This is a genomic window from Sediminibacterium sp. FW305-C-61, from assembly GCF_058231065.1.
Genome location: NZ_JBIQXR010000001.1, coordinates 1140858 through 1167269, shown reverse-complemented (window position 1 = coordinate 1167269; position 26412 = coordinate 1140858). Strand labels below are relative to the sequence as shown.

General features: G+C 40.5%; 24 protein-coding genes. 4 read left to right on the top strand and 20 right to left on the bottom strand.

What is annotated here, in order from left to right; genetic code table 11:
* Window positions 1-27: 27 nt before the first annotated feature.
* From ACH30E_RS05030 to ACH30E_RS04980, 11 genes are all read right to left on the bottom strand, one after another.
* Entirely contained in the window at window positions 28-1677 is a 1650-nt protein-coding gene (locus tag ACH30E_RS05030) for a tetratricopeptide repeat protein (protein WP_490823916.1), read from the bottom strand.
* A gap of 6 nt (window positions 1678-1683) precedes the next feature.
* A complete protein-coding gene (locus tag ACH30E_RS05025; RefSeq protein ID WP_490823915.1) occupies window positions 1684-2748 on the bottom strand; it encodes a hypothetical protein in 1065 nt (354 codons plus the stop codon).
* Window positions 2749-2920: 172 nt separating this feature from the next.
* Window positions 2921-4255 (bottom strand): hypothetical protein, encoded by a 1335-nt coding sequence (locus ACH30E_RS05020; protein ID WP_490823914.1) that lies wholly within the window; start codon window positions 4253-4255, stop codon window positions 2921-2923.
* 196 nt (window positions 4256-4451) lie between these two features.
* The gene (atpA, locus tag ACH30E_RS05015) at window positions 4452-6029 is read right to left on the bottom strand and encodes a F0F1 ATP synthase subunit alpha (RefSeq protein WP_490823913.1); all 1578 of its coding nucleotides are present in this window, start codon (window positions 6027-6029) and stop codon (window positions 4452-4454) included.
* A 35-nt stretch (window positions 6030-6064) separates the two neighbouring features.
* Window positions 6065-6628: an ATP synthase F1 subunit delta gene (atpH, locus tag ACH30E_RS05010; protein WP_490823912.1), complete on the bottom strand. Its 564-nt coding sequence runs from the start codon at window positions 6626-6628 to the stop codon at window positions 6065-6067.
* Between the two features lie 106 nt (window positions 6629-6734).
* On the bottom strand, window positions 6735-7244 hold the full coding sequence (gene atpF, locus ACH30E_RS05005; protein WP_294991280.1) for a F0F1 ATP synthase subunit B: 510 nt from the start codon (window positions 7242-7244) through the stop codon (window positions 6735-6737).
* 92 nt (window positions 7245-7336) lie between these two features.
* Window positions 7337-7549 carry an ATP synthase F0 subunit C gene (gene atpE / locus ACH30E_RS05000; protein WP_026768996.1) on the bottom strand — a complete coding sequence of 71 codons (213 nt, stop codon included), beginning with the start codon at window positions 7547-7549 and terminating at the stop codon, window positions 7337-7339.
* 40 nt (window positions 7550-7589) lie between these two features.
* Window positions 7590-8696: a F0F1 ATP synthase subunit A gene (gene atpB / locus ACH30E_RS04995; protein WP_490847328.1), complete on the bottom strand. Its 1107-nt coding sequence runs from the start codon at window positions 8694-8696 to the stop codon at window positions 7590-7592.
* Window positions 8697-8959: 263 nt separating this feature from the next.
* Window positions 8960-9283, bottom strand: coding sequence for a hypothetical protein (locus ACH30E_RS04990; RefSeq protein WP_490823910.1), 324 nt, complete (start codon window positions 9281-9283; stop codon window positions 8960-8962).
* A gap of 2 nt (window positions 9284-9285) precedes the next feature.
* Window positions 9286-9513 (bottom strand): hypothetical protein, encoded by a 228-nt coding sequence (locus ACH30E_RS04985; RefSeq protein ID WP_490823909.1) that lies wholly within the window; start codon window positions 9511-9513, stop codon window positions 9286-9288.
* A 3-nt stretch (window positions 9514-9516) separates the two neighbouring features.
* Window positions 9517-11340 (bottom strand): ABC transporter ATP-binding protein, encoded by a 1824-nt coding sequence (locus ACH30E_RS04980; RefSeq protein WP_490823908.1) that lies wholly within the window; start codon window positions 11338-11340, stop codon window positions 9517-9519.
* 173 nt (window positions 11341-11513) lie between these two features.
* On the opposite strand from ACH30E_RS04980, the gene ACH30E_RS04975 reads away from it, so the two are divergent.
* From ACH30E_RS04975 to ACH30E_RS04960, 4 genes are all read left to right on the top strand, one after another.
* Window positions 11514-13775 (top strand): RelA/SpoT family protein, encoded by a 2262-nt coding sequence (locus ACH30E_RS04975; protein WP_294991265.1) that lies wholly within the window; start codon window positions 11514-11516, stop codon window positions 13773-13775.
* A 178-nt stretch (window positions 13776-13953) separates the two neighbouring features.
* On the top strand, window positions 13954-15216 hold the full coding sequence (locus tag ACH30E_RS04970; protein WP_490823907.1) for an adenylosuccinate synthase: 1263 nt from the start codon (window positions 13954-13956) through the stop codon (window positions 15214-15216).
* Window positions 15217-15302: 86 nt separating this feature from the next.
* Window positions 15303-15758: a hypothetical protein gene (locus ACH30E_RS04965; RefSeq protein ID WP_490823906.1), complete on the top strand. Its 456-nt coding sequence runs from the start codon at window positions 15303-15305 to the stop codon at window positions 15756-15758.
* A gap of 69 nt (window positions 15759-15827) precedes the next feature.
* The gene (locus tag ACH30E_RS04960) at window positions 15828-17063 is read left to right on the top strand and encodes an anthranilate synthase component I family protein (protein ID WP_490823905.1); all 1236 of its coding nucleotides are present in this window, start codon (window positions 15828-15830) and stop codon (window positions 17061-17063) included.
* Between the two features lie 50 nt (window positions 17064-17113).
* Here the strand turns inward: ACH30E_RS04960 and ACH30E_RS04955 are convergent, their stop codons facing one another.
* The 9 genes from ACH30E_RS04955 to pheT all read right to left on the bottom strand — a co-directional run bounded on the left by ACH30E_RS04955 (window position 17114) and on the right by pheT (window position 25901).
* Complete coding sequence (locus ACH30E_RS04955) at window positions 17114-18175, bottom strand: lytic transglycosylase domain-containing protein (protein WP_294991253.1); 1062 nt, start codon at window positions 18173-18175, stop codon at window positions 17114-17116.
* A gap of 54 nt (window positions 18176-18229) precedes the next feature.
* Entirely contained in the window at window positions 18230-19663 is a 1434-nt protein-coding gene (gatA, locus tag ACH30E_RS04950) for an Asp-tRNA(Asn)/Glu-tRNA(Gln) amidotransferase subunit GatA (RefSeq protein WP_490823904.1), read from the bottom strand.
* Window positions 19664-19689: 26 nt separating this feature from the next.
* On the bottom strand, window positions 19690-19899 hold the full coding sequence (locus ACH30E_RS04945) for a Sec-independent protein translocase subunit TatA/TatB (protein WP_294991247.1): 210 nt from the start codon (window positions 19897-19899) through the stop codon (window positions 19690-19692).
* A 131-nt stretch (window positions 19900-20030) separates the two neighbouring features.
* Window positions 20031-20381, bottom strand: a complete 351-nt coding sequence (gene rplS / locus ACH30E_RS04940; RefSeq protein ID WP_294991244.1) for a 50S ribosomal protein L19 — start codon at window positions 20379-20381, stop codon at window positions 20031-20033.
* Window positions 20382-20477: 96 nt separating this feature from the next.
* A complete protein-coding gene (locus ACH30E_RS04935) occupies window positions 20478-20840 on the bottom strand; it encodes a four helix bundle protein (protein WP_490823903.1) in 363 nt (120 codons plus the stop codon).
* 138 nt (window positions 20841-20978) lie between these two features.
* Window positions 20979-22541 carry a ribonuclease Y gene (rny, locus tag ACH30E_RS04930; protein ID WP_294991238.1) on the bottom strand — a complete coding sequence of 521 codons (1563 nt, stop codon included), beginning with the start codon at window positions 22539-22541 and terminating at the stop codon, window positions 20979-20981.
* 185 nt (window positions 22542-22726) lie between these two features.
* On the bottom strand, window positions 22727-23029 hold the full coding sequence (locus ACH30E_RS04925; protein WP_294991235.1) for a cell division protein ZapA: 303 nt from the start codon (window positions 23027-23029) through the stop codon (window positions 22727-22729).
* Between the two features lie 4 nt (window positions 23030-23033).
* Window positions 23034-23321 carry a hypothetical protein gene (locus ACH30E_RS04920; RefSeq protein WP_294991233.1) on the bottom strand — a complete coding sequence of 96 codons (288 nt, stop codon included), beginning with the start codon at window positions 23319-23321 and terminating at the stop codon, window positions 23034-23036.
* A gap of 162 nt (window positions 23322-23483) precedes the next feature.
* Window positions 23484-25901 (bottom strand): phenylalanine--tRNA ligase subunit beta, encoded by a 2418-nt coding sequence (gene pheT, locus ACH30E_RS04915; protein ID WP_490823902.1) that lies wholly within the window; start codon window positions 25899-25901, stop codon window positions 23484-23486.
* Window positions 25902-26412: the final 511 nt, after the last annotated feature.

Sequence of the window (26412 nt, the reverse complement as noted above, 5' to 3'; positions counted from 1 at the left end):
TCCCAATGCACAAAACATCCACTAAAACTATCTTTTACTATATATCTTTTTTGTCCCGTAACATTGCCTACAAGTTTCAGAACCCTGATAAGTAGATGGAGTTGTGATTGTGGTTGTTTTGATATAATCTCCAGATACTTTTGACCCCGTGTATAAAGTACTGGTTGAATAACTTATCTGGTAACTTGACTTTACCGTTACACTTATCCTACCTGTACCTGAACACGCAAAACATTTCACCTTATAAGTATCAGCACTTTCATTCAATATTTTATAGTTGGTAGCAAGTGAAGGCAGCACATCGCCATTACTCAATAAAAATCCCTCCTGTGTTCTGCGTACAATAGCAGCTTTAACACCCTTGTATTCTATGACTTGATCAGATCTAAGATTAGATCGTGCAAGATTTAATCCATTTTCAAGTTCATCGATATCACTTTGGGTAATTGCAGGATATAAGCCACCTGATAATCGTGACAAAGCTTTTGCTTTGTCCAGGTAAGTAATTGATAATTTCGAGTCTCCCTGCGTTTTATAAATTTTCGCTATCCCTAAATAGGCTTTTGATTTGGAATAATTCCCAACAGTATCATTGTTTATTATTTTCTCATAATACCTTTTTGCTGTAACAAAGTCACTACTAAAAAAGTACAAACGGCCGATGTCATTATAAAAGGTCGGATTGGTTTGAGCCAGTATTATATATATACTAAGCGAGGTAATAGATGTATCTAAAAAAGGGAAAGCTACACCATTATATGTAGTTGGAAACATTGCAAGCCTTTGTCCAATATATTGACTTTTTTCTTGTTTCCATGCTTGCAAAAACCAACGATATGCTTCTGCCAGGTTTATTAAACTATCTGGTATACCAGAATAAGAATAATAAGTATTACCCAGATCAATCATATCGCTTGGAGTAAGCTTGTTTTCGTTTGCTAGTAAAAATTCACGTGCTTTAATTTCTCGATTTCTACTACTTGCAAAAAGCCAACGACTTGAGAGGCCATAACATATAGTATTGTCGGCATAAACAGAATAAGTAGTATAGTGATGACCTGAACTATCTTTATATCTATTAGTAACAGTAAAAACGGGCTTGTTAATTTCAGATGAATAGTGATTATCAAATTTAATCTCAGAATACTGCGGAGCTATCAGTATAGTCCCCTTATCATTCATGACTCCCCATTGTGTTCCTTCTTTGATAAACAGAAATCCGGGACGCTCCATATCTACTTTTATTTCATCAAAAAAAACATCAGCTATTGGTTTAAAATCAAAATCATATACACCATATTTATCGTCTTTAATCAATATCCAGTATTGCCCTTTAAAAGGTTCTTTTTGCTTGTTTTGAATATATGAATATGCTGTCGAGTACATATAAGCCGGAAGAGCAAACTGAAATTCCTTTTTCTTTTCAATTATTTTTCCTGTCTTATTATCTAAAATTTCAATACCCTTGTTTTGAGTGACTGCTAAGAAAGCATTTTTATGTGGGAGAGATAGGATGATTATATAATTCGGTTTTACAGCAAATTTACCATCACTTTTTACTAAACCATAGTAATCCTTACTTATACTCTCTTTTTCAACCCTCAGTATTTGAGCAGAAGCTGATATTATAAATAAGAAAAGAATACTAGTTAGTAATATAAGAAATTTAGGTTTCATCTAAATTTATCCAAATGGGTTATACAATTTCGGTAATGGTTTATTGCTTTTGTACAAGCCATTATCGGTGCCTATCCATATGTATTGATTGTTATCAATAGCTGTACAATTCATTGTACCACTGATACCTTTCGGAACTATTTCAATATATTTTTCGGTGAGTAGTTTACTGTCAATAAAAAACCGGTTTGCATCTCCAATGATAACAGCATAATTGCCTGCTATATCTTCTGCAATATGTTTTGACAATCCCGGTTTCCAATAATTGGTGATATTCAACCAGTTATTTCCTGCCCCTTTGTTTCCATCTCTTGACGTATAAGCAGTCATCAAGCCAAGATTACCAGAAGGTATATATTCGGATGCTGACAGTGTAAGTGTTTTATTAGCGTCACTGATTGAAAAGCCCTGGCAATGTGTAGGAAATTTTGTAGGTGATTCGTTCAGTACCCATGAAAAGGAAGGAGTTCTGCGTGTAAATATTTTTCTCCCGTCAGGAGTAATATTTCCGAAAAAGCCGTCCCTGTAAGTAGAACGGCCAAAGCTGGCATATACAGATCCGTCTCCATTCCAACTGGTACGCATAAAATCGGAATTGATAGGATCATCTGTGTTGGCCATCTTGGCTTCGCCAGTGTAATCAAGGCTTACTACACCATTATCAGGTACATGGTACACCCAGAATTTAGCACCAAAAGTATAATTGGCCAGACTAATTCCTCCTACAAATAATTTTTTACCATCAGGTTGTAAAGCAATGCATTGAAATGTATTACCTGATAAGCTAAGTCGTGGATCCCAATTGGTACCATTATCGTAAGAAAAAGAAACAACATTTCTGGTATCCAATACAGCAGCATTACCCTTATTGAACACTATGTCTTTACAACCAGCACTCGCAGATGTTACATTGACCTTTTGAAAAGATACATCAGTCAGCCACTTGTTAAGTGTTGCATTATTATCCGGCTTGGATTCATCTGAAGAACCTCCGGTTTTTTCGCAGGATGTAGCAAACAGCAATATGCATATCGCAATGCTTGTATAATATGTCAAAAGTTTTTTATTCATACATTCTATGTTTATACTGTATCCTAAAATTCCTCTTATTTAAATGGATGAACAATACGACAAACTGCGTATTCTTTGCTGCTAAAAATTGTTTATGCTGACTCAAAGACTAAAACCTATATTTCAGTAGAATGGCATTTTCTGATCCATTCAACTATATCCGTTTATATACTCAGTTACACTTATTTACAGTTTGTGTATAGTTTATATTTTCAACAGTATAAGCCATATTTTCTGTCCCTATATATTTCATCTGTGTTACAAATGGGGGCACATTGGTTGTTACAACAGGGCTTTTAAATGAAAGGCTTTGAAGTTTAATATTGGATGGCATATTAACAGTCTTACATCCGGGGTTTTTAATATCGACCCACTCAATAGTTGTTTTGCCATTCACAGAATGTATAAGCGCAGTAGTATTTACATTAAATGAAATAGCTGAGCTTGTAATGCTGGGCATTAAGCTCACTTTATTTGTCAGTTCCAGGTTTTTATTAAAAACGAGTACATCTTTGGTTTTCAGTTCGGGACTTAGTTGAAGATGGGTATTATACGCTACTGTATAGTTGCCATCCTTGTCGCGATGCATTCGGGTAACTTCAAAAAGACTGAGTTGGTCTTCCATAACAGCACTGTTAAGGATTTTTCCATCAGCATCAAATTCAATAATAACTCCTCTTGGAAATAAGGAGGATTGTTGACGGTAATGTGTTACCGCAAAAAAACGGTTATCAGATACATCCAGAATAGTATTGGTTGGATACCCTGAAGTAGGATTGAAAGTAAAAGCTGTTTTCACTGATTTTACGATTGACAAGTCTGTCGTTTTGAGAACATAAAAATATAATTGCCCACCCCCCATCTGCACCATAATATTTTGACCTGCCCTGATAATATCTTCCCCGGGTGCCCAGCGATTACTTGTATTACCAATACCTGTTGTTGCTAGTACATTGCCATTAGCTGGGTCGATTTTAAGCAGAAAAAAACTGGACAAGGCCCACAGATACCCATTTATAAGTTTAATAGCTCTTGGCTGCATATCTTCAAATGAAACAAAAGGGCTTATTTGCATTTTGTATTTTTTCTTCCAGAGCACATTCCCATCAGCATCTAATTTCATAACACCCACATCACCATTCGTTACATCGCATTGTGCATACATATAAATATTTCCCTGTGCATCTATAGAATGCGCTTTTACCTGAAACCGATCTGTAGTACCAAACTTCCTGATCATATTCACTTTTCTGTCTGTAGCATTGTAACGCAACAACTCTCCTCCATGACTCATAACAGGCACTGCATAGAATTGGTTATTATATTCTCCAATCCAATCAGCAACATTTGCTTGAATGTTCAGACTGGTACTGCCATTGTTACTTGCAGTGGTTGTTGGCTGGTTGCCAGGACCAGCAGGGTCTGTGTTGCTGCTACCCGGCGAAACGCTTTTCTTACAAGCTGTAATTATCAACAAGAAAATAATCAGTAGCTGCTTTGTTTTCATATTCCTTGACTTTTTTGTCATTCAACGATAACTGATTCAGGAAAATTTATAATTTCTGTCAGTTAAAAGTAGATGCAATCTCAAGGTCAGGCAATACGATACTCTGCGTATTTTGATGAATCAACCCCTGTTATCATGTAGCTAAAAAAGCCCCGGATAATATCCAGGGCTTCATATGATTTGTACAAAAAACTGCTTACTTATACTGAGGCATCAAACTCTTCGCCAGTTCAGTCATCTTATTGATGCCATCTTCCGGAAGATTACCTTTTTTGAATTCAGCCAGTACATCAGGAAGTTTGTTCTCCATTTCCATCAGGAAATGTGCTTCAAACTCTTTTACTTTCTTCACGGCTACTTCACGTAACAGACCTTGTGTACCGAGGTAAATGATTGCTACCTGTTTTTCTACGCTGAACGGAGTGTACTGCGCTTGTTTCAGGATTTCTACGTTACGGGCACCTTTATCAAGTACCATTTTAGTAGCAGCATCAAGGTCACCACCAAATTTTGAGAAGGCTTCCATCTCACGATATAGTGCCTGGTCAAGTTTCAGTGTACCAGATACTTTTTTCATCGATTTAATCTGCGCATTACCTCCCACACGGCTTACAGAGATACCCACGTTAATCGCAGGACGAATACCCGCGTTAAACAGGTTACCCTCCAGGAATATCTGTCCGTCGGTAATAGAAATTACGTTTGTTGGGATATAAGCTGATACGTCACCCGCCTGTGTTTCAATGATTGGTAAGGCTGTCAGAGAACCACCACCTTTAACCAGGTGTTTGATAGAGTCTGGCAAGTCGTTCATGTTCTTAGCAACATCATCATTGGCAATAACTTTTGCAGCACGCTCTAACAAACGGCTATGCAGGTAGAATACGTCACCAGGATATGCTTCACGTCCAGGAGGTCTTCTCAACAACAGTGATACCTCACGGTATGCCACGGCTTGTTTTGACAGATCATCATAGATAATCAAAGCAGGACGACCGGTATCGCGGAAGAACTCACCGATAGCAGCGCCGGCAAATGGAGCATAGAACTGCTGTGGAGCAGGATCAGATGCAGATGCCGATACGATGGTAGTATAAGCCATTGCACCGTTATCAGCTAAAGTCTTCATTACACCTGCAACGGTAGAAGCTTTTTGTCCGATGGCAACATATATACAGTATACAGGCTTTCCTGCATCGTAAAATTCTTTCTGGTTGATGATGGTATCGATACAGATAGCTGTTTTACCAGTCTGACGGTCACCGATTACCAACTCACGCTGACCACGACCAACCGGGATCATTGCATCGATTGCTTTGATACCTGTTTGTAATGGTTCTTTTACCGGCTCGCGATAAATAACACCAGGTGCTTTACGCTCCAGTGGCATTTCGTAGAGGTCGCCAGTTATTGGGCCTTTACCATCGATGGGTTCTCCCAAAGTATTGATTACGCGGCCAACAACGCCTTCACCCACTTTGATAGAGGCAATTTTACCGGTTCTTTTTACTTTGGCACCTTCTTTAATATCGCCGCTTTCGCCCATGAGTACCACACCCACATTATCTTCTTCCAGGTTAAGGGCAATTGCTTTTACGCCACTTTCAAACTCTACCAGTTCACCACTGCGTACGCCATTCAGGCCATATACACGGGCGATACCGTCACCTACCTGTAATACGGTACCCACTTCTTCCAAATCGGCCGATACATTGAAATTGCTGAGTTGCTGTCTCAGTATCGCTGATATTTCATCGGGTTTAATGTCCACCATGATGTATTCTGTTTATTGATGATTTGTGATTGTTATTATCGTAACTGCTGAACGTATAAATTCTGCAGGAACTGCTTTTTAATATCTTTCAGGTCGCGCAAGATACTTGCATCAACCAGGTTATTATTGAATTCAAGTACAAAACCACCGATAAGACTTTCGTCGGTTCTGGTTTCAAGTTCAATATTGGCAAAGTTTTTCTCTGACTTTACTTTCTGTTCAATTGAACGCTTCAGGTCTTCACTTACTGGCACTGCTGTTGTAAGCAATACTCTATGAATACCTTTTATTGCATTGTATTGATCGATAAAAGCTTCAGCAATTTCAGGAAGGTCACTTTCACGGCCTTTTTTAACCAGCAGGTTATTAAATGCCGCAGTAAGTTCTCCGACTTTACCGTTGGTAACCGCAGTAATGATGCTGTTTTTCTGATCAGCTTTTATTACCGGGCTTTTCAACAGGTTTACAAAATCTCTGCTGCTTTTACAAACAGCCTGCAGGTATTTCATGTCAGCATATACTGCTTCCAACTGACCTTTCTCAGTAGCCAGGTCAACCAGACTCTTCGCGTACCTTCCTGCTAAACGTGGATTCTGCATTTATTATAATTTGAAAATTTGGAAATTTGGAAATTTGAAAATGAATGTGAAGCCCGGAAAGATGGATATTTTCATTTCCAAATTTCCAAATTCACTCATCTCCAAATTAATTCAGCTTCACTCCTTCTGCCAGTTGCTTAATATAGTTTTCTTGTTCTGCTTTATTAGCCAACTCTTTGCGTAATACTTTCTCAGCAACTTCTACTACCAGTGAACCTACCTGGTTTTTAACATCGGTAAGTGCTGCATTCTTTTGCTGGTTGATAGCAACTTGTGCGTCTGCCACAATCCTGTCGTATTCGTTCTTGGCTTTGTCTTTAGCATCAGCAACCATTTTATCAGCGGTTTCTTTTGCTTCTTTAATCATCTGAGCTCTTTCTTCACGGGCTTTTGCCAGTAATGCTTCATTTTCACTTTGCATGGCAGCAATATCTGCCTTCATTTTATCGGCTTTGCTCAGTGCATCTTCAATACCCTGCTCACGATCGTGAATCGCTTTCAGCATTGGCTTCCAGGCAAATTTGCCCAGGATGAACAGTAATACAAGAAATGCAACGGTATTCCAGAACAGGAGTCCGATATCAGGTAATACCAGTGGGTTTATTTCTAATAACATAACGATGTTTATATCTGCGTTTGAAATTTCTTCTGAAAATTATACGGACCCTTCCGCCCTTTGCCTGGGGTCCGTATAAAAAGTTGAACGGATTATCCGTTACCCAACAGGGCAACAACCACCGCAAACAGGGCAACCGCCTCTACGAAAGCCGCAGCAACGATCATGTTTGCACGGATGTCGTTAGCAGCTTCCGGCTGACGGGCAATACCTTCTACTGCACCTTTACCAATCTGACCGATACCGATACCGGCACCGATAGCAGCTAAACCAGCGCCGATTGCGGCAACACTTCCTACTACCATTGTTTTAGTTTTTATTTGTTATTAAAAAAAATTATCCTGTTTAATCCACATTATAATGTGGCTCATGATCTCCATGATGATGGTGCTCTTCTGTAGCCATTCCAATATACATAGCACTCAACATGGTAAAAATGTATGCCTGCAGGAATGCCACAAGCAATTCAATCAACCCGATGAACACCGCAAAAGGTACAGCAATAGCAGATGCAACAACAGTTTTAAATATAAAGATCAAACAGATTAAGCTTAATACAAGAATGTGACCCGCAGTGATGTTCGCAAATAATCGGATCATCAATGAAATGGGCTTGGTAAATACACCAATTAATTCAATAGGCGCAAGGAAGGCTTTCATGCTCCAGTGCATGCCAGGCATCCAGAAAATATGCTCCCAATAACTTTTGTTACCATTTATATTAACCACAATAAACACAAACACCGCCAATGTCATGGTGAATGCGATATTACCACTCACGTTAGCCCCACCCGGGAAAAACGGCACAAGACCCAAAAAGTTATTGATAAGAATCAGGAAGAAAATGGTCAGCAGAAACGGCATGTACTTAGCGTACTTATGACCAATATTTGGTTTTGCCACTTCATCACGAACAAAAAGCACCACAGGTTCCATAAAAGATTGCAATCCTTTCGGTGCAGATTTCACGCCTCTTTTACGGTAAGCACCACCAACAGTCAGGAATACCTGTAAAAGAATTGTAATAGAAACAAATAAAGCCGCTACGTTTTTGGTGATAGAGAAATCCCAAACTTTTGCAGAAAGTGTTTCATCAACCGTACCATCGGCATTTACCACTTTAATCTTCCCTTCGATGGTTTTATAAGTATAGTTTCCTTGATAAACAGCAGGCTCATGGTGTTCATCCATCAGTTTTGCAGAAGAGAAAACCTCCAGTCCTTTATCAGAATAGAGAATTACTGGCAGCGGAAGGGTTGTATGCCCCCATAAATGCCAGCTATGGTCATCTTTTATGTGTTCGAGGATGGTTTTAGTAACATCAAAATCCTTTTCACCATGACCTTCCACAGCCTCGGTTCCGTGCTGTGGTGTATCATTGGCATAGGATACAGTAGAAAACAGCACTGTAAAAAGGCTGAAAGTCGCTACCAGTAAAGATTTTACACTCATGCGGGCCATACCTGTCTCGAAATTTGCGGCAAAGATAGGGGTAAAGGGGGTGAAAATGGTGAGGAAAGTACGGAAAACACAGAAAAAAATCAGTCCTGCTTATCAGGCCTGTTTTCTACTAAATTTTTGATTTTTTCAAGGTAAATCAGATCAACCTGGTCCTTCGGTCTGTTAGCTGCTCTTTTAGATTCAATAAGGTGATTTATATGCAAAAAAGGGATTTTTACGCCATTAATTTCAGCAATAGAGGCCATTTTAAGACATTATTCATCAAACCCAAAACCTTCCAACCCTTTAACATCAATCATTAAATCCAGCCGAAACCCATTATTAAGGCTAAAGTTGGTCCATCCAGGAATAATCTGAAGGGTTTCAAGCATGAAATAATCTATTTGACTGTACTTTTTTAAAGATTTCCTCAGATTTACCCGATTTTCATGTGTGTCTTTTATCCAAACATCAATATCGTCTGTTGTACGCTGGTATCTATGAAAGTTTGTGGCAACCCCACCAATCATAATATAAAGGACGCCGGCCTCGTTTAAAGCCGACCAAAAATTCAACAAATCATCATCAAAAACATCCATTGTTATTCAGATTGTCCCGGTTCTTCGGATTGTTGGTGTGTAATTTTTGCTTTTCGGAACATCATATTCATTTTCATCAGCTTGGTCATTACCAGAAAACGTTCGGTATATGTTCGTCTAAGCGCATGAGACAACTGCTCTTCTTCGGAAGGGCCATATGAAAAATGAGGTTCCTGAAATTTTAATGAACCGTTTTCTTCCTTGCTATTATCAGAAAATTTTGCAGGCATTTGCTAAGCTAACACAGCTTTCTTTTTTTCAAACTGCATCTCATGCAATTTAGCATAAAATCCACCCATTAACAAGAGTTCATCATGACTACCCATCTCTTTTATTTCACCCTTATCTAACACAATAATCTTATCCGCCTTGCGTATGGTAGAAAGTCTATGCGCAATAACAATAGACGTTCGGCCTGAGATGAGTTGATCTATTGCTTTTTCAATCAGCATTTCGCTTTCCGTATCTATGGATGAAGTTGCTTCATCTAAAATGAGGATAGAGGGATTATAAAGCAAGGCTCTGATAAAAGATAACAACTGGCGCTGACCCAAACTCAATGTACTTCCCCGCTCCATTACATTATAATCATACCCACCGGGCAACTGCATAATAAAATCATGCACCCCAATCATTTTCGCTGCTTCCTCTACCTGTTCTTTTGAAATAGCCGGGTTACGAAGCGTAATATTATCTAATACTGAGCCGGAAAACAGGAACACATCTTGTAACACAACACCAATACTTTTTCTCAGGCGTTCAATATCATATCTGTTAATATCAACACCGTCGATCCGTATTTCCCCCTTTTGCACCTGGTATAACCTGTTCAATAAACTGATGATCGATGTTTTACCACTTCCGGTATGTCCTACCAATGCCACAGTTTCTCCTGCTTTTACCTGAAAGTTGATGTTTTTTAAAACATATTGTTCCTCAGTGTAGGCGAAAGAAACATGATCGAGTTCAATATCTCCCTTAATATTCTCCGGCGAATGAGTTCCATAATCAGCAGCAGTAATTTCATCTTTATTATCCATCACCTTAAACACCCTTTCTGCAGCAACCATTCCCATTTGTAACACATTGAACTTATCTGCTATTACCCTTAGTGGGCGAAATATCTGGTTCAAATAGAGGATGAATGCCATTAATAATCCCGGACTGGTTGCATCCGGTTTTCCGGCGATCCACCAAACCAGTAATCCTATACTTAATGCCAGCACCACTTCCACTACCGGGAAAAAAACAGAATAGGCAAAAATGGCTTTGATATTCGCATTACGGTGTTCGGCGTTGATTTTTTTGAACTTGTTCATCTCCCTATCTTCCGCCGCAAATGCCTGTACCACCTGCATTCCCGTAATATGCTCCTGTACAAAGGCATTTAAACTTGCCACTGCATTACGAACGCTGATAAAACTCTTATTTACGCTTTCCTTAAAATAATAAGTAGCAATAATCATGATAGGAAATGGTGCAAGACAAATAAGTGTCAACTGCCAGTTTTCCCAGAACATTACCCCCAGTGTAACCACGATAACCAAAATATCCGCAATGATGGGAATGAGTCCGTCAGAAAAAATATCATTGATCCTTTCAATATCATCAATGGTTCTGGTAGTAAGTGTGCCAATTGGTGTCTGGTCAAATTGGCGGAGGTTTAGTCCAAGTATCTTTTTGTAAGTAGCATTACGCATGTCTTTTACCACATGTTGCCCCATAGAAGCTGTGATAAAACTGAATACAAACCGCACCGAAGTTTCAACAAAAAGAAACACAATCTGGAAAATGGTTACTGCGATAATAAACCTGCTGGCATCAGAAATATCTGTATTAAATAGCAGACTTTCCAGCCAACCAGGTGCTTCAACCGGTTTTCCGGTAGCCTTGTTCACCGTTAATTGAATCAGGTAGGGTCTAACAGGTGCAAATACCGCCATTACTACCGCAAGCATAATACTCAGGTAGAAGCTGCGACGGTAAGGTTTCACAAAATGAAACACCCGCGACAATAAGGAAAAATCGAAGACTTTCTTTTTACTCGTTTCAGTCATGACAGGCGCCAAAGTTAAGCACAAAGCCCGGGTGGTAATTACCGATGCTGTAAATTTTAGTTAAGAAGGTGAATGGTCAATTGTCAATGGTGAATATTACCCACCCATATTGCCCATTCACAATTGACAATTGACCATTGACGATTGACGATTTCGTATATTCGTATCCTGATATGGAGCAAGCGCAAGAAATACCCGTGGAGGCGGCATTACCCAAGTATAACCTAAACCCGGAACAGGAAAAAAATGAGATCATCAGGCATTACCGTGCACTGTTAAGGAGCCTGAAATCAAAGCTGAAAAAGGGAGATAAGGAACTGGTGCGTCATGCCTTTCAAATGGCAGCCGATGCACATAAAACCATGCGCCGCAAAAGTGGTGAACCCTATATACTTCACCCCATTGCGGTAGCTATGATTTGTGTGGAAGAAATCGGACTCGGGGTTCGAAGTACCATCTGCGCCCTTTTACATGATACGGTGGAAGACACCGATATTAGCCTGGAAGACGTGGAAAGGGAATTTGGAACGGAGATCGCCCGTATTGTAGACGGTCTTACCAAGATTTCTACAGTCATGGATACCAACACTTCCCAACAGGCTGAGAACTTTAAAAAAATTCTGCTGACCCTAACAGATGACCCAAGGGTAATTCTGATAAAACTGGCCGATCGCTTACACAATATGCGTACGCTCGACCACATGAAAAGGGAAAAACAGCTTAAAATAGCTTCCGAAACAGTTTGGGTTTATGCACCACTGGCCCATAGAATGGGTTTGTATAGCATAAAAACCGAACTGGAAGACCTTTCCATGAAATACATGGAACCTGAAGCCTATCGCGATATTGCTAAAAAACTGGCAGAAACAAAACGCGAAAGAACCAGGTATATCAATGAATTCATCCGACCACTAAAAGAAAAAATGCAGGCCGCCAATTTCAATTTTGAAATCTATGGCCGTCCCAAAAGCATCCATTCTATCTGGAATAAAATAAAGAAGAAAGGGGTGGCATTTGAAGAAGTTTACGACCTCTTCGCCATTCGTGTGATATTGGACTCTCCTCCCGAAAAAGAAAAAGAAGATTGCTGGAAAGTGTATTCCATGATTACTGATGAATACATTCCTTCTCCTGAACGTTTACGCGACTGGCTCAGCAACCCAAAAAGCAATGGATATGAAGCATTGCACACTACGGTAATGGGCCCCCAGGGTAAATGGGTAGAAGTACAGATACGTACCAAACGTATGAATGAAATTGCAGAGAAAGGTCTTGCGGCACATTACAAATACAAAGAAGGAAGTAATGATGAGGACCGCTTCGATAAATGGTTTGGACAGATCCGTGAGGTCTTGAGTACGCAGGATACAGAAGGCGTAGACTTCTTACAAGATTTTAAAACCTCTTTCCTCGCAGAAGAAATTTATGTGTACACACCAAAAGGCGAAGTGAAAATGTTGCCTACAGGAAGTACAGCATTGGATTTTGCATTTTCCATTCACTCCGCCATCGGCACAAAATGTATCGGTGCAAAAGTGCACCATAAGCTGGTGCCCATCAGCCATAAACTACGTAGTGGTGATCAGATAGAAATTATTACAAGCAATAAGCAGAAACCTTCAGAAGACTGGCTAGGCTTTGTTGTTACAGCCAAAGCAAGGAATAAAATTAAAGATGCACTAAGGGAAGAGAAAAGAAAAGTAGCGGAAGACGGCAAATATGTTTTACAGAGAAAACTGGAAAGCATGGGAGCCGCTTACAGTCAGTATAATATTGAAGAACTGGTTCAGTTTTATAAGTTACCTTCTTCGCTTGACCTGCACTATAAAATCGCTACAAAACTGATTGACCTGAAAGAATTAAAGGACTTCCAGGTATTGGGCGATAAAATTGAAATACCTAAACCAAAACCCATTATTCAGGATCCCGGAACAGAGACCACACAAAAATCTTACGGTAAAAAAGATTCTGAACTCATCATATTTGGAGAAAGCAGTGATAAAATCATGTATTCGCTTGCCAAATGCTGCAACCCGATTCCGGGTGATGATGTATTTGGTTTTGTGAGCACGGGTAAAGGTTTGATCATTCACCGTACCGGTTGCCCGAATGCAGCACAATTGTTGGCAAACTATGGACATAGGGTGGTTAAGACCAAATGGGCCAAAAACAAAGAAATTTCATTCCTAACCGGTTTGAAAATTGTAGGATTGGATGATGTTGGTGTTATCAATAAAATAACCAATGTGATCAGTGGCGACCTGAAAATCAATATTGCCGGACTCACCATCGAATCGAGAGAAGGTTTGTTTGAGGGCACCATAAAAGTATTCGTTCACGATAAAGAAGAATTGGAAGAACTTGTCTTGCGTTTGAAATCACTGAACGGAATACAAACAGTTGATCGTTTTGATGCTGAAACCGAAGGGAAATAAGTAAGGTCAAAAGTCAAAATTCAAAAGTCAAAATTCAAAAGTTAGAAAGTGTTGTTTTGAATTTTGACTTTTGAATTTTGATTTTTGAATTTGTCCCCCCCCTCTGCAAAAATATTCTTCCCCAAACACTACAAAGCCCAAACTATCTCCTATTTTTGCCGCGATTCAAAGCAATATTATGGTTGACGTTATACTTGGATTACAGTGGGGTGATGAAGGAAAAGGAAAGATTGTAGATTACTTCGCACCAGAATACGATATCATCGCCCGCTTCCAGGGTGGTCCAAATGCCGGACATACTTTATATGTAGATGGAAAAAAAATGGTACTTCACCAGATTCCGTCAGGTATTTTTCACCAGCAAACCATCAATATCATCGGAAATGGTGTTGTGCTTGATCCGGTAACGCTAAAAAGAGAATGTGAAGCAGTGGCTGCTTATGGCGTTGATGTTCGCAAGAATCTATTCATTTCTCAGCGTACCAATATTATCGTTCCTACTCACCGCGCATTGGATAAAGCATCCGAAATGCAAAAAGGAGAATCAAAAATTGGCTCTACCTTAAAAGGCATCGGACCGGCATATATGGATAAAACAGGCAGAAATGCACTGCGTGTAGGTGACCTGTTACATCCTAATTTCATCAAGCAATACAATGACCTGCGCAGTAAACACCAGGTTTTATTGAATAATTTCAACTTTACAGAAGATATTTCTGCTTCTGAACAGGAGTTTTTCGAAGCACTGGAATTCCTGAAAACACTGAATGTGATCAATTGTGAATATTTTATCAATGATCAGATCAGTAAAGGCAAGAAAGTTTTGGCCGAAGGCGCTCAGGGAAGTATGCTGGATATTGATTTCGGTACATTCCCATTTGTAACTTCATCCAATACAACTTCTGCAGGTGTTTGTACCGGACTAGGCGTATCACCCAGACAAATCAATGAAGTTTTGGGTGTTACCAAAGCATATTGTACCCGTGTTGGTGGTGGACCATTCCCAACCGAGTTACATGATGCTACCGGAGAAGAATTACGTCGCATTGGAAGTGAATTTGGTGCTACAACCGGTCGCCCGCGCCGTTGTGGATGGATCGATCTGGTTGCGCTTAAATTTGCTTGTATGATCAATGGTGTGTCTAAAATCATCATGACAAAAGCCGATGTACTGGATAGTTTTGCTGAATTGAATGTTTGTACCGCCTATAATCTCGATGGTGCAACAACCAATGAAGTGCCATTCCAGATGTCTGGCCTCGATATAACTCCTGTGTGGAAAAGTTTTGCAGGTTGGAATACCGATACAAGCGGTATTAAAGAAGCAGCAGCTTTACCGGGAACAATGTCTGAGTATATTGATTTTATTAATAATTATGTAGGTGCCCCGGTTAAATTTGTATCGAACGGCCCAGGTCGCGAACAAATTGTTAGATTGTAGTTTGTGGCATTGCATTTGTAACAGAAAAATTTTTTTGGTTAATAAGAATTTGCGTTGAAATTTTACGCAGTTAATCTTATTGGAATATGGCAGCAAGATCTGATAAGGATAAAAAATCCTCGACCCCAAAGAAATCAGCACCAAAACAGGCTGATGAGAAACCGTCTCCAAAAAGTAAAAAACAATTGGAAGACGATGATGATGATTTAGATGATGATGATGATGAAATGGATGTAAAACCATCATCAAAAAAATCAGCTACTAAATCTGCGTCTAAAAAATCGAAAGATGATGACGACGATGATGATGATGGCGACGAAGAAGCTGATGATGATTGGGATAAGGCAGAAGAAGACGATGACTGGGATCCAGACTTCGACGAATTTGATATTCCCAAAAGCAAAGGCAAAAAAGCCGGAGGTGGTAAAAAGAAAGGTGAAGACGATGATGACGACTTCAAATTAGATGAAGACTTCAAAGAATTCGACTTGTTCAACGACAAGAATAGTGGATTCGATGATGATGATGACGATGATTTCTAGATCATCCTAAACCAACTGCATATCACTCATTCTTTCCCTATAACAGATTTCAAAGAATGTAAAGCGCAAATGTTGAACTGGGCCAACCGGTTCAACATTTGTGCTTTTCTGGATAATCACCAGTACCAATCTAACCATACAAACGTTGAATGTATTGCTGGCTGTGGGGCAATAGCAATGGTATCCGCCAATGCTGCGCTCAGCGATCTGGATGTTTTTCTACAGCAACACAGGGGGTACTGGATTTTCGGTCATATCGGATATGATACAAAGAACCAGGTTGAAACCATGTTGCCCTCGGCTAAACAGGACGGTATTGAATTCCCAGATCTATACTTTTTTGTTCCCTCTGTTGTATTACAACTGAAACAGGACCAACTGGAAATCATCTGTTATGGACAGGAAGATCCGGTATCAATTTTCGAGTCAATCAACAACGTATTACCTGAACCTTCAGTAGTGTTACCTCCATTGCAGATTCAACCGAGGTTGGATAAAACAGCCTATATTCAGGTTATTCAACAACTCAGGCAACATATTCTTAGAGGCGATTGTTACGAGATCAATTATTGTCAGGAATTTTATGCAACAGATGCGGAAATAAATCCACCAGCCCTTTACCAGCAACTTACAAATCTCTCCCCTAATCCATTTGCCTGTTATTATAAAATTGACCATAGTTACCTGCTCTGTGCGAGTCCTGAAAGATTTTTACAGAAAAAAGGCAACAAACTTATTTCTCAGCCCATCAAAGGTACCATTAGCAGAAATCTAAATAACGATGCGCTTGATCTTCAATTAAAAGAAGCGCTGAAACTAAGTGAAAAGGACAAAAGTGAAAATGTAATGGTTGTAGACCTGGTGAGGAACGACTTAAGTAAGGTTTGTACGGAGGGGACCGTGCTGGTAAAAGAGTTATTTGGCATCTACAGCTTCCCGCAGGTGCACCAGATGATATCTACCATCGAAGGAGAATTAAGTCGCTCTACGCCCTTCTCAAGCATATTAAAAGCATGTTTTCCCATGGGTAGCATGACCGGTGCCCCCAAAAAAAGGGTCATGGAGCTAATTGATCAATATGAGCCCACAAAAAGAGGCCTATATTCTGGCGCCGTAGGATATATTGACCCTCAGGGCGATTTTGATTTCAATGTGGTGATCCGAAGTATACTCTATAATGAAAAAAACAAGTACCTGGGATACCAGGTTGGTGGAGGTATTACTTTTTACAGTGATCCGGAGAAAGAATATGAAGAATGTTTGTTGAAAGCGGCTGCTATACGGAAAGTGCTTGAACCTTCTTAGCTTGAAGTCCATAGTCTATGGACTATGGACCAAGAATATTCGAATGTTGGCTATTTACTTACCACTGTGTTTTCCAATAAGGCTTTCACCGATTCCATTAACAACTGCTGTTTCTTTGCATGAAATACAGCTTCCTTATCTTTTAGAATACGCATGGTATATTTCTTACCTTCTGCCAATGTTTTATCAAACCCAGGGTTCCAGCGGTTAAACTGGTTTAGATCCATCAGTAATGCATTCGTAACTACCAATGAATTGTAACGGCCCGTTATTTCCACTACAGTTGAATTATTCAGCTCTTCCGGACTCAGCACCACTTCTGCACTGGTTAACAATGCTGCCTTTTTCATTTCGGTTTCAGAGGCAGTCATGGTAGTCCAACCACCACTTCCCTCAAAAGCATAATGCGTACCGATGAATTTCTTAACATGGTTCCTGGTTTCCTCAGGCAGGTGATATTGCAATTCCCAGAAGTCTCTACTACCCGATTTGCGGATAGCCTGCTTTACCCGTCCAGCTCCTGCATTGTAAGCAGCCACTACCAATAGCCAGTCGTTGAATTCGGTATACAGCTCGCGCATGAGTTTGGCGGCAGCGTGAGTACTTTTATAATAATCGGTACGATCGTCTACATTTCCTACCCTTAAACCAAATCGTTTTGCTTCATAAGGCATCAACTGCCAGGGACCTGCGGCACCGGCCCAGGAAACAATATTAGCACCCAGGTGACTTTCAATTACGCTTAGATATTTCATTTCTCTGGGTAAGCCGTATACGGTAAGGATATTGTCGTAAAGATCAAAATAGGGTTTGCCCCAGGTTTTCATTTTTTCGAGCGATTCACCATTCTTCCGAACATATTCCTGTACAAAGGCAACCGCACGGGGATTTAGCTGGCTGGCATAAGGCTTCGATGCATCGAAACGATTGTTATTGAAAAGACTTTTAAAAGCCGTTTTATCGCTGAGAGAATCGGACATTTTTTTGGTTCCATATCCGGGGTCTGGTTTAAATGACATTACGCCCAGACTACCTGCCACAAATGCAAAGCAGATCAGCAAGGCTTTGCTTGTGCTTATATGACTTTGTATGCTGATGCCAAACCACTTCATGCTTAAGAATCAATTTAATACGTTAATGGGTGCAGTTTGGCTCGAAATTCCTACCTACTGCATGTCCATAAACCGTTTAGAAAGACGCAGCAAAGATACCTCATCAAAGGCAGAAGTCATAATCTGGAGGCCGAAAGGCATGCCATTGGGGTGTTTGAACAGAGGAATGGAAATAGCGGGTATTCCTACAAGGTTAGCGAATACTGTATAGATATCTGCCAGGAACATAGCTACCTGGTCATCCTGCATCTCCCCGATTTTAAATGCGGGTGCGGGAACGGTAGGTAGAATAATTGCATCGTATTTCCCGAAAATAGCGGTTGTTTTTTCCTGCAACATTGCCCTAACCTGTTGGGCTTTAGTGAAATATGCATCAAAATATCCGGCACTTAATACAAAACTGCCGAGCATAATCCTACGCTTAACTTCTTTACCAAAACCTTCCGAGCGGGAAGATTTATAGAGGGCGTTAAGGTCTTCAAAATGCTGGCTGGATCTGTGGCCAAAACGAACCCCATCGAAGCGTGAAAGGTTGCTTGAAGCCTCTGCGGTGGTTAGTATATAATAGGTCGGAACAATATATTCAAGTAGTTCAAAATCAACCGGTTCTATAGTATAGCCCTGTTCTGTTAATTTTTTGATAAAGGCTTCTATTTCAGCTTTAATCGCCGGGTCGAGGCCCGGATGATCAAGCGCTTCCTTAAAATAGGCAATGCGCTTAGATTCAACGGGTTCGTCCAATAATGTAGCATAAGATGGAACAGGCAAATCAGCAACTGTACTGTCGTACTCATCTGCTCCGGATATAGTTTGTAAAGTCAGGGCCACGTCTGCTACATTGGTACCAAAAATACCAATCTGGTCGAATGATGATGCGTAAGCAATAAGTCCATACCTGGATATTCTTCCGTACGAGGGTTTAAGACCGATAATACCGCAGAAGTCTGCCGGCTGGCGAACAGAGCCTCCGGTATCTGAACCCAAACTAATCATACAGTGTCCGGCCTGAACGGCTACAGCAGAGCCTCCGGAAGAGCCACCCGGCACCCTTGTTTCGTCTTTGGCATTTTTTACCACTCCATATGCAGAATATTCGTTGGTGCTTCCCATGGCGAATTCATCGCAGTTTTGACGACCAATGATGATTGCACCAGCATCTTTTAAACGCGCGGTTGCGGTTGCATCGTAAATAGCAGTAAAATCTTTCAGTATAAGGGAAGCAGCAGAAAGTGGGTGATCTTTATAAGAAATCACATCCTTTAATCCAACAATAACACCATGTAAGGGAGACATAGGTTCACCTGACAAACGTGCGGCATCTAAAGCGGCGGCCTGGGAAAGCGCTTCCGCTTCATAAACAGTAAGCCATGCATTTAAGTGTGCATCACGCTGAATAGCATCTATATAAAAACGAACGGCCTCCACACAGGTGGTTTGGCCGTTCTGTAATGCAATATGGTAGTCTTTGATTGTGCTAAAACGAAACAAAGGCTAAATTCCTTTTAAATGAATGTTTATTGTGCAGTCTGGTCTTTCTCTTTTATACCTTCCTCGATCTCTTTCTTCACGTTATTTTTGGCATCGTTAAACTCACGGATACCTTTACCCAGACCACGCATAAACTCAGGAATTTTTCTGCCACCGAACAGAATCAATACTGCTAATACAATAATGATCCATTCGCTTCCACCGGGCATACCAAAAAGTAATGTAGACGACAACATTTGTTATGATTTTTGTAGACTTCAAAAGTAAAACAATTTTACTTCCAAACTAAAAAACAATTGCTAAGGGAAATAAAAAAGCGGAAACAGGTAAACCTATTTCCGCTTTTCTTATAGTAAAGCTTAATTGCTTAGAAACGTTTTTCTTTAATACGTGCACTTTTACCGCTACGCTCACGCAGGTAGTAAAGTTTAGCACGACGTACTTTACCGCTCTTATTCAGTACGATAGAGTCGATATTAGGTGAAAGGAAAGGAAACAAACGCTCCACACCTACACCATCAGAAATTTTACGAACGGTGAAAGAAGCAGTAGCACCATTGCCCTGCAATTTGATCACATCGCCACGAAAGCTCTGGATACGCTCTTTACCACCCTCAACAATTTTATAATTCACAGTGATATTATCACCTGCTTTGAATTTAGGATACTCCTTCTTTACGGTTAATTGCTCGTGTACAAACTGAACTGCTGCGTTCATAACTTTTAATTTTTGCGGACGGCAAAGGTAAGAAGGTAGCAGGGATTCTCCAAAAGAAAAATACTTCTTTTTCCGCTACAGGCCACAAGCTGCAAGCTACAAGTTTACTTTATCGAGAATCCGAATAAAAGCAATCAGCATTTTTTGGACCTCCTTAACATTATAAATCATTGATTGTCTATCACTTACGATTCCAAAATTTAATGAGTCCGCGATAAGCAAGTGCGTTTCCAGTTCATATGCCGAACCTAAAGCAATTTCCAAAAATCGCTTGTATTCTTTTTCGCTTCTACGGCTGCTCCCCTCAGCAATGTTTGATGGAATAGAAATAACTGCGCTATTTATCTGACTAGCAAGATTATAGCGCTCTGCTACGGGAAACGAGGATGTAAACCCGTAACAGGCAATCGACAAATCAAAGCTTTTTTGCCAAACCCTCAACTCTTTGAAATTCTTCATAGACTGATAATTAAATGTATACAGTCGCAAAATAAAACATGCTACTTCGGTACATCCGTAGTAGCATGTTTTGAGAATAATCTGTGTATTATTTTTCCGGCTTGCAGCCTGTAGCTTGCAGCTTGCAGCTTGCAGCTCTTACCTAGCTACATTCACCGCTCTCTTCTCCCTTATTACGGTTACTTTAATCTGACCGGGATAAGTCATTTCGGTTTGTATTTTCTGGGCTATTTCGAAACTTAATTTATCGCTGTCGCCATCGGATACTTTTTCGGCTTCTACAATTACACGTAATTCGCGGCCAGCCTGAATAGCATACGCTTTTTCTACACCCTGGTACGCTAATGCAAGGTTTTCCAGGTCTTTGATACGTTGAAGATACTGCTGCATGATTTCGCGACGCGCACCCGGACGTGCGCCGCTGATGGCATCACAGGCCTGTACAATCGGAGAAATCACATATTGCATTTCCATTTCATCGTGGTGGGCACCGATGGCATTTACTACCGCAGGATTTTCTCCATATTTTTCAGCCAGTTTAGCTCCCAACAATGCGTGGCTCAATTCAGTTTCTTCATCGGGCACCTTCCCTATATCGTGCAGTAAACCGGCACGTTTAGCCAATTTAGGGTTCATGCCCAGTTCTGCAGCCATAATACCACAAAGGTTGGCAGTTTCACGGCTGTGCATCAACAGGTTCTGACCATAAGAAGAACGGAAACGCATCTTACCAACAATACGAATCAGTTCTTTATGCAGTCCATGGATACCCATTTCTATTACTGTACGCTCTCCTATTTCCATTACCTGCTCTTCCAATTGGCGGCGGGTTTTCTCAACTACTTCCTCAATACGGGCAGGGTGAATACGTCCGTCTGCTACCAGTCTTTGTAAACTCAAGCGTGCAATTTCCCTTCTCAACGGATCGAATGAAGAAAGGATAATGGCTTCTGGCGTATCATCCACAATCAGATCAACACCGGTTGCTGCTTCAATGGCACGGATATTTCTACCCTCACGACCAATGATCTGACCTTTGATTTCATCGGTTTCCAAGTTGAATACCGTAACCGTATTTTCGATGGTTTGCTCAGCGGCAGTGCGCTGTATTGACTGAATAACAATTTTACGGGCTTCTTTATTCGCCTTTTGTTTTGCGTCTTCAATAATTTCCTGTTGCATCGAGAGAGCCCTGGTTTGTGCTTCCTGGCGAAGGCTTTCTATAAGCTGTGCTCTTGCTTCATCTGCACTCAATCCGGCAATTTTTTCCAGTCGGCGGATATGTTCTTCCTGGTGTTTCTCCAGCTCGGTGCGTTTCTGGTTAACTACTTCTATCTGGCGGTTCAGGTTTTCCTTAATAGCTTCATTTTCTTTGATTTGCTTATCCAGCGCCGCTTCTTTCTGGTTTATGGAAATTTCTTTCTGTTTGGCGCGATTCTCAGATTCGCTGATTTTGCGATTGCGTTCATTAACCTCGCGTTCATGCTCTGCTTTAAGCTGTACAAAACGCTCTTTGGCTTCGAGCTGTTTTTCCTTTTTAATGGTTTCTGCCCTTAGCTCAGCTTCTTTTAAGATATTCTGGGCCTGTAAATTCGCTTCATCAACCTGTTTTTGTGTGTTTTTGGCAAAAATTAATTTACCTGCTATCAAACCCACGATCAATGCTGCAGCGCCTGTTATTATCAAGACAATCGTCTCCATGTTGTTGGTCAATTTTTAAATAATTCAGAATCATTCGTATACAATAACACATCGCGATTTACTATAATGAGTAAACGGATAAAAGCGAAGATAATTAAATACGTAGAAGAAAAGTGCATTGAGGAGAGGAAAGTCGAAGAAGTCGATAGTCCATAGTCCATGGACCATGGACTATGGACTATCGACTATGAACTCTGGACTTCCTCCAACGCTTTATCGAGCTGACGCTCGAGACTGCTCAGCTTATTTGAGGCTTCCTGCCATTTAACTAATTCAATCCCGCTTTGGTTTTGCTCGGTTGCAAACCAAAGTAATACCATGGCTACATAGTCTTGCATGTCTTTTCCAGCCAGACTATTTCGGAATTCGGCAATTTTATCATTGATCAGACCGGCAGTTTTACGAACCATTTCTTCATCGGCCGCTTCAATACGCAGACGATAACTCCGGTCGGCTATAACGATATTAACGGGAATCAGTTCAGCCATAAATTCAGGTATTTAATAATGCCAGGCATTTATCAATCTCTTTAAGATAACCATTGATGCGCTTTTCCAACATTGCTTTTTCTTCTGGTGTTTGAGTGGCGGTACCTAGTTTTTGAGCATCCAATTGTTGTTGTAGCGTCGCAATCTGATCATCCTGCTTTTGCAACAGGTGCTGGCTCTTTTCCAGCTCCTTTTGCAGTCTTTGATGCTCCCTAACCAATACCTGATTTTGCTTCAGTAATAACTGAAGCTTATCCTGTATGGCTTTTATCTGGATGTCAAGATCTAGCATCTCTCTAAGTTAAACGCATTTTTTATTTTGTATCCTGTTTTAGTGCACCAATTATGCACGGGAGTGAATTGTCAATGGTGAATTGTGAGATGGTGATTATTATCAAAAAACATCCTGTAAAAAAGATCATTTGACCATTCATCATTGACCATTCACAAATTCCTACTTCCTGATCTCCGCACCCAACTCTTTTTCCAGCCCCTGTATCAATTTAGCCATCATGCTATCTGCTTCTTTGTCGGTGAGGGTTTTTTCTTCATCTACAAAGGTAAAACTGATGGCCATCGACTTTTTGCCAGCTCCAAGCTTCTCGCTTTCGAAAACATCAAATAATCGCATATCCTGTAAGCGTGAAATCTTCAACTTTTCTACCACTGTTTCAATCGCACTATAGTTGGTGGTATTACTTACAACCATGGCAAGATCACGTTGCATGGCTGGGAACTTATTTACTTCCTTATAAACAATCTGTTGTTTTTGTACAGCTTTCACCAACATACCATAATCAATATCAATATAAACCACCGTTTGTTTGATATCAAAAGCGTTAGCCGTTTTACGGTCTACTTCCATTACACTTCCTACCTGTTGTTTGCCGGCATACACTCCTAAAACACCTGGTACTTCCTGTAAGGGATTAACCTGAACCGAGCTAATACCTGCCAGTGAAAGAATTGCGTTGGCAATACCCTTACCATGATAAATATCAAAACTATTCGGCTTTTCTCTCCATCCCGCGTCATGTGCCTGGCCAGTTAGGTAGATACACAAATGTTCCGTTTCCTTATAATCTCCAACAGCTTTTGTAGCATAAGTCTTGCCAAACTCAAACAACTGCAGGTGTTGGTTTTTTCTATTCAGGTTATAAGCAATGGTTTCTAAGCCAGTTTCAAGCATAGATGGCCTCAGAACATCCAGTTCTGTGCTGAGGTTATTGATCATTTTTACCGTTTCGCCCAATACTGTTTCAGAAAAATATTTGCTGTTAGTTATTGAGTTGGTCAGTATTTCTACAAATCCTAATCCTACAAGATACCCGGCAATCTTATCTTTCAATGCCTCTTTCATACCCAACTGCTCTATTGCCGGACTAATAGTTATAGTCGTTGGAATAGTAATATTATCCAAACCATCAATACGAATTATTTCCTCCACAATATCAGCGGGAATACTGATATCAGGCTTGCTATAGGGCACTTTAACCGTTAACTCATCAATATCTTCTTTGCCAATTTCAAAACCAAGCGCGATTAATATTCTTTTGATGTTTTCAGGGTGATAGTTTTTCCCACTAAGTTTTTTGATATAGTGGTATTTAACCGACACTTCTTTTTTAGGTGTTGGCTGCGGATATATATCCACAACATCACTTGAAATAGTTCCTCCGGCCACAGATTTAATCATTAAAGCAGCGCGCTGCAATACTTGCACGCAATTAGATATATCTACCCCTTTTTCAAACCTGGTAGCTGCTTCTGTTCTTAACCCATGACGCAATGATGTTTTTCTGATTGTTACAGGATGAAACCATGCGCTTTCCAGGAAGATATTTTTAGTTGCATCGTTAACGCCGCTTTTCATTCCCCCAAAAACACCAGCTATACACATTCCTTCAGACTTATTACAAATCATCAGGTCTTCAGCAGAAAGTTTCCGTTCTTTTTCATCCAGCGTAACAAAACTGCTACCCTCGCCCATGTTCTTAACAACTACTGTAGCACCTGAGATTGCATTGGCATCAAATGCATGCAGAGGCTGCCCTGTTTCATGCAATATATAATTGGTGATGTCTACTATATTGTTAATAGGTCTTTGTCCAATAGCTATTAAACGGTTCTTTAACCAATCTGGCGATTCCTGCACGGTTACCCCACTGATACTTACTCCTGCATATCGCTGACAAGCCTGGGTGTTCTCAACCTCAACAGTTATGGGCAATTGTTTATTGTCGATGGTAAATGCGGCACCAAATGGACTAACCACTTTAGTTTCCTGCTCATGATGGGTAAGGTATGCACAAACATCGCGGGCAACCCCGAGATGACTCATCGCATCCATCCTGTTGGGAGTAAGTCCGATTTCGTAAATCCAGTCTGTATAAGGTTTAAACAGCTCAGCCGCGGGGGTACCTGGTACTTTGTCTGAGGATAAAACCATGATACCATCATGACTTGTTCCCAAACCAATTTCATCTTCTGCGCAAATCATTCCAAAACTTTCTGTTCCGCGAATTTTTGCCACTTTCATGGTAAGTTGATCGCCACTGGTTGGGTATATTGTAGTACCTACCGTTGCTACAATTACTTTTTGTCCGGCAGCAACATTAGCCGCGCCACATACTACCTGAATAGGTTCAGCACCACCAATATTTACGGTGGTTACTTTCAGTTTATCTGCATTGGGGTGTTGCTCACAGGTGAGTACTTCTCCTACAACAAGGCCCTTTAGGCCTCCTTTAATACTTTCATAGGCTTCCAGACTCTCCACTTCGAGTCCAATAGAAGTCAAAATCTTCGATAAAGCTTCTGGTTCGATCGTACGGGGTAAATATTCACTCAGCCAATTGTAACTTATGGTCATATTCGGTTGCTCTTTTCGGGGTGTAAAAGTAAGGATAATAAGCGGCAAAGCCGCTGGCTTAGAGTCAACGCTCTTCGGTGAAATAGGCTGCGAGCTTCTAGCCTCTAGCTACTAGCCTTTATTGGCAGTCATTGTAGACTTTCTGCTATTCATTGGAAAAATGAACAGGAACCCGAATTAGCTATACCATTAATAGACGATACTCTAAATGTAGCACCATTTATTGCTAGCAGCTAGAGGCTAGAAGCTAACAGCTCTTCTCCCCACAGTTACGTTTTTTATCCTTCCCAACCCCCGTTTTCCGGAAAATTCTTTCTGCACACTGGTATGTGCATTTCAGGGGTAAAAGGGCGGAAAACTTTTGATTTTAGTGGATAAGCTTTGTAATTTGTGTGAATAGAGCAGTGAATAACCTGCGTGGAACTGTGAATTGATGTGGATGAAAAATGGCAAAGAAAAATTTTTAGATGAAGAAATTCTACGCCATATTCGCTCCCCCTAACTGCCGAGG

Coding starts and splice junctions, on each gene's coding strand:
- ACH30E_RS04960 (WP_490823905.1), top strand. CDS start 15,828: ATGTTGAACTGGGCCAACCGGTTCAACATTTGTGCTTTTCTGGATAAT.
- ACH30E_RS05025 (WP_490823915.1), bottom strand. CDS start 2,748: ATGAATAAAAAACTTTTGACATATTATACAAGCATTGCGATATGCATA.
- ACH30E_RS04990 (WP_490823910.1), bottom strand. CDS start 9,283: ATGGATGTTTTTGATGATGATTTGTTGAATTTTTGGTCGGCTTTAAAC.
- atpH (WP_490823912.1), bottom strand. CDS start 6,628: ATGCAGAATCCACGTTTAGCAGGAAGGTACGCGAAGAGTCTGGTTGAC.
- ACH30E_RS05020 (WP_490823914.1), bottom strand. CDS start 4,255: ATGAAAACAAAGCAGCTACTGATTATTTTCTTGTTGATAATTACAGCT.
- ACH30E_RS04985 (WP_490823909.1), bottom strand. CDS start 9,513: ATGCCTGCAAAATTTTCTGATAATAGCAAGGAAGAAAACGGTTCATTA.
- atpA (WP_490823913.1), bottom strand. CDS start 6,029: ATGGTGGACATTAAACCCGATGAAATATCAGCGATACTGAGACAGCAA.
- ACH30E_RS05030 (WP_490823916.1), bottom strand. CDS start 1,677: ATGAAACCTAAATTTCTTATATTACTAACTAGTATTCTTTTCTTATTT.
- ACH30E_RS04955 (WP_294991253.1), bottom strand. CDS start 18,175: ATGAAGTGGTTTGGCATCAGCATACAAAGTCATATAAGCACAAGCAAA.
- ACH30E_RS04935 (WP_490823903.1), bottom strand. CDS start 20,840: ATGAAGAATTTCAAAGAGTTGAGGGTTTGGCAAAAAAGCTTTGATTTG.
- atpB (WP_490847328.1), bottom strand. CDS start 8,696: ATGAGTGTAAAATCTTTACTGGTAGCGACTTTCAGCCTTTTTACAGTG.
- ACH30E_RS04925 (WP_294991235.1), bottom strand. CDS start 23,029: ATGGCTGAACTGATTCCCGTTAATATCGTTATAGCCGACCGGAGTTAT.
- ACH30E_RS04970 (WP_490823907.1), top strand. CDS start 13,954: ATGGTTGACGTTATACTTGGATTACAGTGGGGTGATGAAGGAAAAGGA.
- ACH30E_RS04920 (WP_294991233.1), bottom strand. CDS start 23,321: ATGCTAGATCTTGACATCCAGATAAAAGCCATACAGGATAAGCTTCAG.
- ACH30E_RS04965 (WP_490823906.1), top strand. CDS start 15,303: ATGGCAGCAAGATCTGATAAGGATAAAAAATCCTCGACCCCAAAGAAA.
- rplS (WP_294991244.1), bottom strand. CDS start 20,381: ATGAACGCAGCAGTTCAGTTTGTACACGAGCAATTAACCGTAAAGAAG.
- ACH30E_RS04975 (WP_294991265.1), top strand. CDS start 11,514: ATGGAGCAAGCGCAAGAAATACCCGTGGAGGCGGCATTACCCAAGTAT.
- ACH30E_RS04945 (WP_294991247.1), bottom strand. CDS start 19,899: ATGTTGTCGTCTACATTACTTTTTGGTATGCCCGGTGGAAGCGAATGG.
- ACH30E_RS04980 (WP_490823908.1), bottom strand. CDS start 11,340: ATGACTGAAACGAGTAAAAAGAAAGTCTTCGATTTTTCCTTATTGTCG.
- atpE (WP_026768996.1), bottom strand. CDS start 7,549: ATGGTAGTAGGAAGTGTTGCCGCAATCGGCGCTGGTTTAGCTGCTATC.
- atpF (WP_294991280.1), bottom strand. CDS start 7,244: ATGTTATTAGAAATAAACCCACTGGTATTACCTGATATCGGACTCCTG.
- pheT (WP_490823902.1), bottom strand. CDS start 25,901: ATGACCATAAGTTACAATTGGCTGAGTGAATATTTACCCCGTACGATC.
- rny (WP_294991238.1), bottom strand. CDS start 22,541: ATGGAGACGATTGTCTTGATAATAACAGGCGCTGCAGCATTGATCGTG.